Here is a 12003-nt window from a genome sequence, read left to right on the forward strand (position 1 = left end):
CGTTCTTCTCAGTTACCGCAGGACTTGTCCAGGTCCTTGCTCAGCGTCTGGAAGTCCTTCTGCAGGAACACGTCCGGCTTGCTGGACTTGCCACCCTCGGCCAGCTCGGCAGCGGTCTTCTCGACGGCCGCCTTGAGCTCCGGATCGGTGACCCCGTCGGCCTGCGCCTTCACCTTGGTGGCCATATCGCCGAAGGCGGTCCGCAGGTTGTCGTTGACCTTCTTGGTGCTCCACCGCTCGTCGATCGACTTCACCGCGTTGTCGGCGATCTGCACACTGCCGTCGATCACGATCTTCGTGACGTTGAGGCAGACCTCGTTCTTGGTCGGCCCGGCCGGCGCCGGCGACGCGGACGGCGTGGCCGAGGTGGCCGCGGCGCTGGTCGCCGGAGCCGCCTTGGTCGCGGCCTTGTCATCACACCCGGCGGCCACTGCGACGACGGTTATCACAGCAAGCGGCAGAAAACGCCCAGACTTCATTAAACTCCCCCGTGGATCGATCTATCGGCGCGGAGCATAACCGCGACCGTCGATGTCCCGCCGCCCCATTGCCTTGACACCAGCGACCCGGCGTGGTGACTATGCGATCACTTACAAGGAGGATTCCCATGGTCGCGGATCCGTCAGTCGTCGTCGCCGATCTTCACTTCGCGGAAGCCCCACGCTGGCACGAGGACCGACTGTGGTTCTCCGACTTCTACGCCGGGCTGGTCCGCTCGGTGCGCGCCGACGGCTCGGACCTGCGGGTCGAGGCCGAGGTCCCGGAGCAGCCGTCAGGCTTGGGCTGGCTCCCCGACGGCCGCCTGCTGGTGGTGTCGATGCGCGACCGAAAGATCCTCCGCCGCGAGCCCGACGGCACCCTGGTGACCCACGCCGACCTGGCCGACCACGCCACCGGCCACGTGAACGACATGGCGGTCGACGCCGCCGGCCGGGCGTTCGTCGGCAACTTCGGCTACGACCTGATGGCCGGCGCCCCGATGACGACGGCTGCCCTGCACCGGGCAGACCCCGACGGCACGGTCACCGAGGTGGCCACCGACCTGTGGTTCCCGAACGGCATAGTCCTGACCGACGACAACGTCCTGCTGGTGAACGAGACCTTCGGCAACCGGATAACCGCCTTCGACCTGTCCCCCGACGGCACCCTGACCAACCGCCGGGTGTGGGCCGAGTTCGCCCCGGTCCCGACCGAACGCGAGTTCGACAAGGTCATGCCCCAGCTGGCGGTGGCCCCCGACGGCGCATGCCTGGCCCCCGACGGCGCCCTGTGGATAGCCGACGCGATCGGCGGCCGCCTGTTGCGCCTGGTAGACGGCGCGATAACCGACGAGGTGCACCCAGGAACCCCGGTCTACGCGTGCGCTTTGGGCGGCCCCGACCTGACCACCCTGTACGCGTGCGCCGCCCCCGACTTCTTCGAACACGCCCGCCGAGCCGCCACCGAGGGCCGCCTGATAGCCATCCCGGTCTAAAGGCGCACCCCTCGCCCCCGCCCGAGCGGCACGGAGGGCCGCCCGGGCGGCAGACGCTCAAAGTGAGTCTGTTCCGCCGACGCGTTCGCCGAGGGCCGACCACAGGTCCGCAACAACCAGTTCGCCCTGCGCACCCATACGCGCCGCTCTGCGCACCCATACGCGCCCGCCCTGCGCACCGCCACGTGCCACCCGACACGCCCCGCTCTGCTCACCCAGTCGATGCCCCACACCCGGCTGCGGGGCATCGACATTGCCCAAACCTCCGCCGGGAGCCAGGTCGTCGGCGCACGCCTGCGCGGGAGGGTGTTTGTGAGCTTCGAACCGGAGCTTCGAGTAAGCGAAGCTCTCGACCATGAGTAGCTCGACCACGCCGCGAAACGCCGGCCGATTCCATCGCCGCCCTTCCCCACCTCGGCGATCTTGTAAATCTCGTGCTCAGTTCTCACCGAAACTCGACTAGTTTCTGCCGGGCCCGAGAGTCGGCATCGGATATAAGTTGCATGCCGGACTTTTTGGCATCAGACCGGTTCATGATGTGGAACCACTGTCCACAAGGCAGGACCGAGCGCGTGATGCGGGATAATGGTCCAGAATCCAAGACCCGGCGTCCACCATGCGGACGGTCGCGGGCTTCGCCGCCGGCTTGGGCGCCACCGACGTCCTGAGTTCCGCGGCGCGAGGTAGCCCCAGCCCGCGGGAAGCTGATTTGATCTCCCGAACCACCAGGTGAGCAGAGCAGCGCGTCTATGTGAGCAAAGCAAAGGCGTCGGAGCCATCGCGTGCCGGCGCGGCGGCGGCCTGCAGACCAGACGGACACGTCGCTGCAGGCCAATAAGTGCCCCCAGCGCAAACCGAGCGAATCCCCCAGCGCAAGCCGAGGACGGCCGACGCCGAGACCGGCGGCACTGCAAAGCCAATCCCCAGCGCAAGCCGAGCGGAAGGCTGGCGCCGAGGCCGGCGGCGCTGGGAAAGGAGCAGCCCCGCCGCAGGTGCGGCGGGGCTGCTCGGAGGGGTTCGGGTCCGGTCGCGCGACCGGGCCCGGACCGGTCAGCGGGACGTGCAGGTCACGGCCGGGGTGGTGGCGGTGCCGTTGGCCAGGAAGCCGAACTGGGCGGTGGCTCCTGCGGCCAGGGCGCCGTTCCAGGAGACGTTGCGGACCGTGGCGGCGGAGCCGCTGGTGGTCAGTTCGCCGTTCCATGCCTGGGTGATCGTCTGGCCGGTGCCCAGCGTCCAGGTGACCGTCCAACCGGCGATGGCGCTGCTGCCGGCCTTCACCGTCACCTGGCCCTGGAAGCCGCCCGACCATGTGCTGGTGGTCTGGTAGGCGGCCGAGCAACCGGCGGTGGCCGGCGGCGTGGTGGTCGGGGCCGTCGTGGGGGCGGTGGTCGGGGCCGTCGTCGGAGCCGTGGTGGGAGCGGTGGTCGGCGCCGTCGTGGGGACCGTTGTCGGCGGGGTTGTCGCCGGCGGGTTGGGGGCCGCGCTGGCCAGGCTGTAGGCCAGGTTGGGCTGGAACGAACCGGCCGCGTAGGCGCAACCGTCGGCCTCGCCCGGGGGCTTCACCCACAGGTAGGCGTCGATGTTGGCGTCGTTCGTCGCGGTGGTCGGGTACTGGCCGATCCGGCGGTCGGTGTTGTCGTCGCCGCACCAGTCGCCGGCCGCGCCGCCGTTGCGGCTCGTGTCGATCACCTGGTGTTTGCCGGCGACGCCCTGGCCGGAGAGCGAGGACAGGACGGATCGGCCGTACGCGGCCTCGTTTGCCGTTGCATTGAAGTTCGAGACGTTGGTGTAGAAGCCGTCGGCGTCGGCCACGCCCGACGCGATCAGCCGGGAAGCCTGGACGCCGGCCGCGTTCCAGGTCGAGTGGCCGGCGTCCAGGTAGACCTTGGCGTTCGCGTTCGCGCCCTTGATCGTCTGGGTGGCGCTGCGCAGGGCGGCGTCGCGGGCGGTGATCTCGCCGGCGCTCAGGCAGGTCTGCAGGGCGATCGAGTCCGGCTCCAGCAGGATCAGCACGGTCTGGCTGCCCAGGCCGCGGGAGATGTTGCCGATCCAGGTCTGGTAGGTGGCCAGGTCGGGCGCGCCGCCCGCGCTCGCTCCGCCGCAGTCACGGTTGGGGATGCCGTAGAGGGTGAGCTGCGGGATCTGGCCCAGCGCGTTCGCCGCCGAGACGTAGCCGCTCACCTCGGCCTGGACGGTGCTCAGGTTGAAGTTCGACAGCCAGCGCGAGGAAGCCTGGCTGGCGACCTTGTCGCGGATCACGGCCGTGCGCGAGTCGTTCGGGTTGGCCGCGACCCAGCGGGCGGCGGCGGTGTCGGGGTCGCGGTAGAGGCTGCCGGTCACCGTGCCGGCGGAGGCGGTGCCGCCGGCCACGGCCCAGGCTCCGGCCGCTGCGGTGGCGCAGGCGGCCGCGAGGGCGACGGTGGTCAGCCGTCGGCGGGGATTTTTGGGGAGAGGGGACACGGGATTCCTTTCGGGGGAAAGACATCCGTCAATGGGAGCGCTCCCGGAAGGTAACCCGCCGAAAACCTGAGGGCAACACGGGTCCCGCCGTCGCGGGCCGGATGGCCCTGCCCGCCTGCCCGGGCGGACGGAAGGCTGGAGATCGAGGAGGCTGAGAATGAAAGCGCTGGTCGTCTACGAATCGATGTTCGGCAACACCGAGAAGCTCGCCCGGGCGATCGCCGGCGGGCTGGCCGAAACCGCCGACGTCACCCTTTCCGAGGTGTCCGCCGCCCCCTCCGCGGCCGGCTTCGACCTGCTGATCGTGGGCTCTCCCACGCATGCGTTCGGGCTCAGCCGGCCCACCTCCCGCGAGGAGGCCGCCCGCCAGGGGGCCACGCCGGGCCGGATCGGGCTGCGCGAATACCTCGACCACTCGGTTCCGCTGGCCGGACTGGCCGCGGCCGCGTTCTGCAGCCGGATGGACAAGGCGATGTCCGGCTCGGCCGCCCGCAAGTCGGACAAGCGGCTGCGCCGGCTCGGCTGCCGGGTCGTCTCGACGCCGGCCGAGTTCCGGGTCAGCGGCATGACCGGCCCGCTGCTGGACGGCGAGGTCGACCGCGCCCGCACCTGGGCGACCAGCCTCTTGGCGGTCTCGACCCATGGGGACCGATCATGACCGCCCAGGCCGTAGGCGAGGGCCAGAAGGGCATGACGAAGGAGGCTCGGTCATGACCGCCTGCACCGAGCGGCACTTGCGCAACCTGCCCGCCCAGGCCGCAGGCGAGGGCCAGAAGGGCATGACGAAGGAGGCTCAGCCATGAGTGTCGTCGTTGCCACCGATGGCACCGAGGCGGCCACCGCCGCCGTCACCTGGGCCGCCGCGGAAGCTCGTCGGCGCCGGGCCGGCCTGCGGATCGTCTATGCCTACGACAGCGACTGGCTGGAGACCCGCTTCGACATCGGGGCCGAATACCTCGACGTCGCGGAGTCCCTGGCCAAGGCCGTGGTCGCCGATGCCCGGGACCGGGCCCGCGCGGTGGTGCCGGACCTCTACATCGAGACCGACACGCTGCCCGGCCACGCCATCCCGCGCCTGCTGGAGGTGGCCGAGGGCGCCGATCTGCTGGTGCTCGGCAGCCGCGGCCGGGGCGGGTTCGCCGGCCTGCTGCTCGGCTCGGTCAGCCAGCGCCTGGCCACGCACGCACCCTGCCCGGTCGCCGTGGTTCGCGACGCGATGAACAGCGACGGCCCGGTGGTGGCCGGCGTCGACGACAGTCCGTCCGCCGAGCAGGTGCTGCCGACCGCGTTCGCGGCCGCCGACGAACGGGGCACCACCCTGATCGTGCTCCGGTCCTACCTGCCGGCCGTCCCCCGCTGGCTGGCGGGGGTGCCGATCCCGGCCGACCTCACCGACCCGGCCGACGATCCGATCGAACGCGCCCACCTCGAGGAACAGCTCGCACCCTGGCGGGAGAGATATCCGCGGGTGCGGGTCGAGACCGTGCTCACGCACGACGGCGCGGCGGCCGCCCTGGTCGACGCGGCGAAGCACGCCGCGCTGACCATCGTGGGCAGCCACGGCCACGGCACGCTCGCCGCGGCCCTACTGGGGTCGACCGTCCTGCAGCTGCTGCACCACGCTGACTGCCCGGTGATGGTCGTCCGTTGAGAGGTGGTGCAGGGCGTTCCGGGCATGGATCTGTTGCGTCGTGGCGATCCGCTCGGAGCGCCCTCGCCCTAGGAAGCTGACCACCCAGTGCATCAGCGTGGTCACCTTGTTCTTGAAGCCGATCAGGTAGAACAGGTGCACGCCGAGCCACCCGAGCCAGCCGAGAATCCCGCTGAGGTGCAGCTTGCCGACGTTGGCGACGGCCGAGAAGCGGGAGATGGTCGCCATGTTGCCCTTGTCGAAGTAGGTGAACGGCGCCGTCACCGGCTTCCCGGCCAGCCGTCCCTTGATCACCTGGGCGGCGTAGCGGCCACCCTGCATGGCGACCTGGGCGACGCCGGGCAGGTTCTGCGCGGCCATGTCGCCGACCACGAAGATCTCCGGGTGGCCGGGCACGGTCAGGTCGGGCTCGACGACGATCCGCCCGGCCCGGTCGGTCGGCGCGCCGGTGGCGGCGGCCAACCGGGTGGCCAGGGTGGGTGCGGCGACTCCCGCTGCCCAAATCTTGGTGTACGCCTCCACGCGCTCGCCACCCGCGATCGTCACGCCCTCGGCGTCGACGTCGATCACCCGGGTCGCCAGCCGCACGTCGACGTGCAGCTTCGTGAGTTCCTTGAGCGCGGCCACCGACAGCGGCCGGTCGAACGCCGGCAGCACCCGGTCGACCGCGTCCATCAGCACGATCCGGGTCCTGGTGAGGTCGGCGTGGTGGTACTGCCCCTTGAGCGAGCGCTGGGCGAGCTCGGCGATCTGCCCGGCCATCTCCACCCCGGTCGGCCCGGCGCCGACGATCGCGAACGTCAGCCAGCGCTGCTGTTCGGCCGGGTCGTCGGCGAGTTCGGCCATCTCGAACGCGTGGAAGATCCGGCTGCGGACCTCGAGCGCGTCGTCGATGTTCTTCAGCGACGGCGCGTGCTCGGCAAAACCGTCATTCCCGAAGTACGAGTTCTGCGCGCCCGCCGCCACGATCAGCGAGTCGTACGGCACCCGCCGCTCCCGGCCGTCGAAGCCACTGGTGACGACCTCGCGCGCGGCCACGTCGACGTCGGTCACCCAGCCGAGCCGGATGTCGAGGTTGCCGCGGCCCTTGAGGACCTCGCGGATCGGCGGCGCCACCTCGCCCTCGGCGAGGATCCCGGTCGCCACCTGGTAGAGCAGCGGCTCGAACAGGTGGTAGGTGGTGGGGTTGATCAGGGTCACTTTCGCGGGCACGCGACGCAGCGTCTTGGTGGCGAAGAGACCACCGAAGCCGGCGCCGACGACCACGACACGATGCTCAGTCATGCCATGAGGACCGGACAGCCCGCCGTTTCGTGACAGCCGGCGCCCGAATGTGAGCACGGCGACAGGCCGAGTCTTGTGCCCGCCGATCGACGCTGGTAGACATCCGATGTATGAAGGCGCCCAGGACATTTCGACGGGGTTTCCCCAGAAAATGCGGCGGAGACATCCGATCATGACGAGGATCGTCGCGGTCGACACGTACGACATTCGGTTCCCCACCTCGCAGGAGCTCGACGGCTCCGACGCGATGAACCCCGACCCCGACTACTCGGCCGCCTATCTCGTGCTGCGCACCGACGACCCGGACGGCCACGAGGGGCACGGTTTCGCGTTCACCATCGGGCGCGGCAACGACGTGCAGACCGCGGCGATCGCGGCGCTGCACCCCTACCTGATCGGGCGGCCGGTCGAGGCGACCCTCGCCGACCTGGGCGGGTTCTGGCGCGAGCTCGTGCACGACTCGCAGCTGCGCTGGCTCGGGCCGGAGAAGGGCGTCATGCACATGGCGATCGGCGCGGTGGTCAACGCGCTGTGGGACCTCAAGGCCAAGCGGGCCGGCCTGCCGCTGTGGCAGCTGCTGTCCCGGATGTCGCCGGAGGAGCTGGTCGCCCTCGTCGACTTCCGCTACCTGACCGACGCGCTCACCCCGGACGAGGCCCTCGCCATCCTGCGCCGCTCGGCGGACGGCCGCGCGGACCGCGAGAAGGAGATCCTGCGCGACGGCTACCCGGCCTACACGACCTCGCCCGGGTGGCTCGGCTACGCCGACGAGAAGCTGGCGCGGCTCTGCCGGGAGGCGGTCGGGCAGGGCTTCCGGCAGATCAAGCTCAAAGTGGGCGCCGACCTCGACGACGACCGGCGGCGGCTGCGCATCGCCCGGCAGACCTGCGGTCCGGACATCCGCATCGCGGTCGACGCCAACCAGCGGTGGGACGTACCCGATGCCATCGCGTGGATCCGGGAGCTCACCCCGTACGACATCTGGTGGGTGGAGGAACCGACCAGCCCGGACGATGTCCTCGGGCATGCGTCGATCGCGAAAGCGATCGCGCCGGTGCGGGTCGCCACCGGTGAGCACGTGCAGAACCGGATCGTCTTCAAGCAGCTGCTGCAGGCCGGCGGCCTGTCCTTCCTGCAGATCGACGCCGCCCGGGTCGCCGGGGTCAACGAGAACATCGCGATTCTCCTGCTGGCGGCCAAGTTCGGGGTGCCGGTCTGCCCGCACGCCGGCGGCGTCGGCCTGTGCGAGCTGGTGCAGCACCTGTCCATGTTCGACTACGTCGCCGTCTCAGGCGAAAAACAAGATCGAGTTATCGAGTACGTCGATCATCTGCACGAACATTTCCAGGATCCGGTGGTGATCCGCGACGGCTCCTACCAGGCGCCGACCGCGCCCGGGTTCAGCGCGGCGATGGTGCCGGCCACGCTACGGGAGTTCCGGCACTCATGACGCTCTCCTTCGGACCGCTCGGGCTCGGGTGTGCGCAGCTCGGGAACCTCTACCGGGCACTCGACGACGACGAGGCGGCGGCCACCGTCGACGCCGCCTGGGACGCCGGGATCCGCTACTTCGACACCGCACCGCACTACGGGCTCGGGCTCTCCGAGCGGCGGCTCGGCGCCGCGCTGCGGGGACGGCCCCGGGACGAGTACGTACTGAGCACCAAGGTCGGCCGCCTCCTGGTCCCGAACTCCGCCCCCGGCCCCGACCCGGACATCTTCGTGGTGCCGGCCACCCACACCCGGGTGTGGGACTTCAGCGCCGGCGGGGTGCGGCGGTCGCTGGCCGACAGCCTGGAACGGCTCGGCCTCGACCGGGTCGACCTCGCGCTGATCCACGACCCGGAGGAGCACGCCGCCGAGGCCCTGGACCAGGCCTACCCGGCGCTGGCCGCGCTGCGCGCCGAGGGCGTGGTGCGGGCGATCGGCGTCGGCTCGATGCGGACCGAGATCCTGACCCGCTTCGCCGCCGAGACCGACATCGACGTGGTGATGGTGGCGGCCCGTTACACGCTGCTCGAACAGCCCGCCCTCGACGCGCTGCTGCCGCTCTGTTCTCGGCGCGGCATCGGGGTGCTCAACGCCGCCGTGTTCAACAGCGGCCTGCTGGCCGAGGACCGGCCGCACGGCGGTCTGCCCTACGAGTATCAGGACGCCCCCGCCGGCCTGGTGAAACGTGCGTCGGCGATGGCGGAGGTCTGCGAGCGGCACGGGACCACCCTGCCGGCGGCCGCGCTGCACTTCGCCGGTGCGCACCCGGCCATCCGCACGGTCGTCGCCGGCGCGCAGGGCCCGGACCAGGTCAAGCGCAACGCCGGCCTCGTGTTCGGGCCGCCGCCACCGGCCGCGCTCTGGCCCGATCTGGTCGCGCACGGCCTGCTCCGCGCCGACGCCCCGGTGCCGGCATGAGCCGCATCGACGCCCACCACCACCTGTGGCGCACCGACCAGGGCTACACCTGGCTGGACGAGCCGTCGCTCGCCCCGATCCGGCGCGACTTCACGCCCGCCGACCTGAGCGCCGAGCTGGCCGCCAACGGCATCGACCGGACCGTCCTGGTCGAGGGTGGCCGATGCGATCCGGGCGAGGCCGCCATCCTGCTCGCCCACGCCCTGGCGACCCCGCAGATCGCCGGCGTCGTCGCCTGGGCCGATCCGTCCGATCCCGCCCTGGCCAGGACGATCGCCGGTTACCGGGGTCTGCCGGGCGGGCATCTCCTGGTCGGCATCCGCTCCCAGGTCCAGGGCGAAACCGACCCGGGTTACCTCGATCGCCCGGCGGTGCGGGCCGGCCTGGCGGTCATCGGCTCGCACGGTCTCGCCTTCGACCTGGTCATCCAGGCCGATCAGTTGCCGGCCGCGGCCCGCTGCGCCCGGGCCCTGCCCGCGGTCCGTTTCGTGCTCGACCACCTGGGCAAGCCACCGATCCGCGGTTCCGGCTTCACGTCGTGGGCGGCCGGTCTGGTCGATCTGGCGGCATGCCCGAACGTGACCGCCAAGCTGTCCGGGCTGACCACCGAGGCCGATTGGGGTTCGTGGTCGGTCGACGAGCTCCGCCCGTACGTAAGCAAAGCCTTTGAGGTCTTCGGGGTTGATCGTCTGATGTTCGGGTCGGACTGGCCGGTCTGCACGCTCGCCGGCGGCTATCGCGCATGGGTCGCGGCGCTGCGGTCGATGGTGCCGGACGAGGCGCGGGACGCGGTGTTCGGCGGGGTGGCCGCGCGCGCCTACCATCTGGGCCTGGAGTAGGGAGCCCGGCGTGGCCGTCACCGACGAGGCGATCGAGAAGATCAAGGCGATGATCGTCGCCGGGGAGCTGCGCCCCGGCGATCGGCTGCCGCGCGAGGCCGACCTGGCCGAGCGGCTCGGCCTGTCCCGCAATTCGCTGCGCGAGGCGGTGAAGGCGCTGTCGCTGATCCGGGTGCTGGACGTGCGGCAGGGCGACGGCACCTACGTGACCAGCCTGGCCCCGACCCTGCTGCTGGACGCGCTGAGCTTCATCGTCGACTTCCATCGCGACGACACCGTGCTGGAGTTCTTCGAGGTGCGCCGCATCCTCGAACCGGCCGCGACCGCGCTGGCCGCGCAGCGCATGTCCGACGCCGACATCGAAGGCCTGCGCAAGGTCCTCACCAGCCTCCCCGACGACGCGACCATCGACGAGCTGGTCGCCAACGACCTGGAGTTCCACCACCGGATCGCGGCCGGTGCCGGCAACACCCTGCTCTGTTCCCTGATCGACAGCCTGTCCGGACCGACCACCAGGGCCCGCATCTGGCGGGGCCTGACCCAGGCCGGCGCCGTCGAGAAGACCCGCGAACAGCACGCCGCCATCCTGGCGGCGGTCGCCACCCACCAGCCGGAGCTGGCCCGCTCGTGGGCGACGATCCACGTGGCCGGCGTCGAGGAGTGGCTGCATTTAATGATCGAAAATAACGTGCGGACAATCCGCAACACCGTTCCGTGACGCGAAGCTGACCGATCGTATGGAAATGGTCGGGATATCGTCGGAAATACGTCTCCGGGCTGGCCCCGGATCAATCATCCGAGCAACGTTACCAACTACGCCATATGTGACAACTACCCACCGCCGCGCCGGTCGGCCTGAAGTAACGTGAACCTTTGCCCAAGTGCTCGATAGTTACCAAACGCCGAGATCAAGTGTTATAGGATCTCGAATGGACGAGGCCGGGAGGGTGCAGGGTGTCCCTGGATCAGGCGAACCGCGGGGCAAGGGAAGCCAAGGTCGGCGACCGCATCCTCGCGTATGAGATCGCTGGTCCCGATGACGGGATGCCGGTCTTCCTGCTGCACGGCACGCCCGGCAGCAGCAGCGGCCCGCGCCCGCGCAACATCGTCCTGCACCGCCTCGGCGTGCGGCTGATCTCCTACGATCGCCCCGGTTACGGTGAGTCCACCCGGCAGCCGGGCCGCAAGGTCGTCGACGCCGCCGCCGATGTCCGGACGCTCGCCAACGAGCTGGGGATCGACCGCTACGGCGTGGTCGGCCGCTCGGGCGGGGGGCCGCACGCGCTCGCGGTGGCGGCCCGCAACGCCGACCACGTCATCGCCGCCGCCGTCCTGGTCGGCTTGGCCCCGGCCAACGCCCCCGACCTCGACTGGTTCGGCGGAATGACCGAGTACAACACGCACAACTACGCCGAGGACGAGGCGAAGCAGGACGAGGACCGCGAGATCTCGACATTGATCGAAAGGATCCGGGTGCGGGCCGCGCAAATCCGGCGCGATCCGCAGATCCTGGTCGACGAACTCCGCAAGGAGATGCGGTTATCCGATAAACGCGTGGTCGACGATGTGGCGATCCGCCGCCTGCTCCTGGAGACCTATTCGAAGGCGCTGCGCGACGGGCCCTACGGCTGGGTCGACGACGCCGTTGCGTTCCGGGTCAACTGGGGCTTCGACCCCGGGGAGATCCGCATTCCGGTGTGTTTCTGGCACGGCGAGGACGATAATTTCTCGCCGGTCGCGCACACCCGCTGGCTGGCCGCCCGGGTCCCGGGCAGCGAGTTGCAGCTGCAGACCGGCACCGCGCATTTCGGCGCCGTCGAGATCCTGCCGCGGATGCTGGACTGGCTGAAATCGGTGCAGACCGTGGGCAGCGGCGCCGGCTGACC

Annotated in this window: 11 protein-coding genes; 8 read left to right on the top strand and 3 right to left on the bottom strand. The window is 70.5% G+C overall.

Going from position 1 to position 12003, the window contains the following annotated elements; genetic code table 11:
* Nucleotides 1–8 precede the first annotated feature (8 nt).
* Nucleotides 9–431, bottom strand: coding sequence for a hypothetical protein (locus Adu01nite_RS42055; RefSeq protein WP_203734965.1), 423 nt, complete (start codon nt 429–431; stop codon nt 9–11).
* 176 nt (nt 432–607) lie between these two features.
* On the opposite strand from Adu01nite_RS42055, the gene Adu01nite_RS42060 reads away from it, so the two are divergent.
* Nucleotides 608–1474: an SMP-30/gluconolactonase/LRE family protein gene (locus tag Adu01nite_RS42060; protein ID WP_203734966.1), complete on the top strand. Its 867-nt coding sequence runs from the start codon at nt 608–610 to the stop codon at nt 1472–1474.
* 1050 nt (nt 1475–2524) lie between these two features.
* Here Adu01nite_RS42060 and Adu01nite_RS42065 read toward each other — a convergent pair.
* Entirely contained in the window at nt 2525–3934 is a 1410-nt protein-coding gene (locus Adu01nite_RS42065) for a glycoside hydrolase family 6 protein (protein WP_239133129.1), read from the bottom strand.
* 157 nt (nt 3935–4091) lie between these two features.
* Between Adu01nite_RS42065 and Adu01nite_RS42070 the strand changes: the two genes are divergently transcribed.
* Complete coding sequence (locus Adu01nite_RS42070; RefSeq protein ID WP_203734967.1) at nt 4092–4592, top strand: flavodoxin family protein; 501 nt, start codon at nt 4092–4094, stop codon at nt 4590–4592.
* 141 nt (nt 4593–4733) lie between these two features.
* The gene (locus Adu01nite_RS42075; protein ID WP_203734968.1) at nt 4734–5585 is read left to right on the top strand and encodes a universal stress protein; all 852 of its coding nucleotides are present in this window, start codon (nt 4734–4736) and stop codon (nt 5583–5585) included.
* Here the strand turns inward: Adu01nite_RS42075 and Adu01nite_RS42080 are convergent.
* The gene (locus Adu01nite_RS42080) at nt 5520–6869 is read right to left on the bottom strand and encodes an NAD(P)/FAD-dependent oxidoreductase (protein ID WP_203734969.1); all 1350 of its coding nucleotides are present in this window, start codon (nt 6867–6869) and stop codon (nt 5520–5522) included. The genes Adu01nite_RS42075 and Adu01nite_RS42080 overlap by 66 nt on opposite strands.
* Nucleotides 6870–7041: 172 nt before the next feature.
* Between Adu01nite_RS42080 and Adu01nite_RS42085 the strand changes: the two genes are divergently transcribed.
* The 5 genes from Adu01nite_RS42085 to Adu01nite_RS42105 all read left to right on the top strand — a co-directional run bounded on the left by Adu01nite_RS42085 (nt 7042) and on the right by Adu01nite_RS42105 (nt 12001).
* Nucleotides 7042–8319: an enolase C-terminal domain-like protein gene (locus Adu01nite_RS42085; RefSeq protein WP_203734970.1), complete on the top strand. Its 1278-nt coding sequence runs from the start codon at nt 7042–7044 to the stop codon at nt 8317–8319.
* A complete protein-coding gene (locus Adu01nite_RS42090; RefSeq protein WP_203734971.1) occupies nt 8316–9278 on the top strand; it encodes an aldo/keto reductase in 963 nt (320 codons plus the stop codon). The genes Adu01nite_RS42085 and Adu01nite_RS42090 overlap by 4 nt, the downstream gene beginning before the upstream one ends.
* Complete coding sequence (locus Adu01nite_RS42095) at nt 9275–10117, top strand: amidohydrolase family protein (protein WP_203734972.1); 843 nt, start codon at nt 9275–9277, stop codon at nt 10115–10117. Before Adu01nite_RS42090 ends, Adu01nite_RS42095 begins: the two co-directional genes overlap by 4 nt.
* Before the next feature lie 10 nt (nt 10118–10127).
* On the top strand, nt 10128–10835 hold the full coding sequence (locus Adu01nite_RS42100) for a FadR/GntR family transcriptional regulator (RefSeq protein ID WP_203734973.1): 708 nt from the start codon (nt 10128–10130) through the stop codon (nt 10833–10835).
* Between the two features lie 236 nt (nt 10836–11071).
* On the top strand, nt 11072–12001 hold the full coding sequence (locus tag Adu01nite_RS42105) for an alpha/beta fold hydrolase (RefSeq protein ID WP_239133130.1): 930 nt from the start codon (nt 11072–11074) through the stop codon (nt 11999–12001).
* Nucleotides 12002–12003 lie beyond the last annotated feature (2 nt).

This window comes from Paractinoplanes durhamensis (assembly GCF_016862175.1).
GTDB classification, from domain to species: domain Bacteria; phylum Actinomycetota; class Actinomycetes; order Mycobacteriales; family Micromonosporaceae; genus Actinoplanes; species Actinoplanes durhamensis.

Coding starts and splice junctions, on each gene's coding strand:
- Adu01nite_RS42060 (WP_203734966.1), top strand. CDS start 608: ATGGTCGCGGATCCGTCAGTCGTCGTCGCCGATCTTCACTTCGCGGAA.
- Adu01nite_RS42075 (WP_203734968.1), top strand. CDS start 4,734: ATGAGTGTCGTCGTTGCCACCGATGGCACCGAGGCGGCCACCGCCGCC.
- Adu01nite_RS42090 (WP_203734971.1), top strand. CDS start 8,316: ATGACGCTCTCCTTCGGACCGCTCGGGCTCGGGTGTGCGCAGCTCGGG.
- Adu01nite_RS42080 (WP_203734969.1), bottom strand. CDS start 6,869: ATGACTGAGCATCGTGTCGTGGTCGTCGGCGCCGGCTTCGGTGGTCTC.
- Adu01nite_RS42095 (WP_203734972.1), top strand. CDS start 9,275: ATGAGCCGCATCGACGCCCACCACCACCTGTGGCGCACCGACCAGGGC.
- Adu01nite_RS42070 (WP_203734967.1), top strand. CDS start 4,092: ATGAAAGCGCTGGTCGTCTACGAATCGATGTTCGGCAACACCGAGAAG.
- Adu01nite_RS42085 (WP_203734970.1), top strand. CDS start 7,042: ATGACGAGGATCGTCGCGGTCGACACGTACGACATTCGGTTCCCCACC.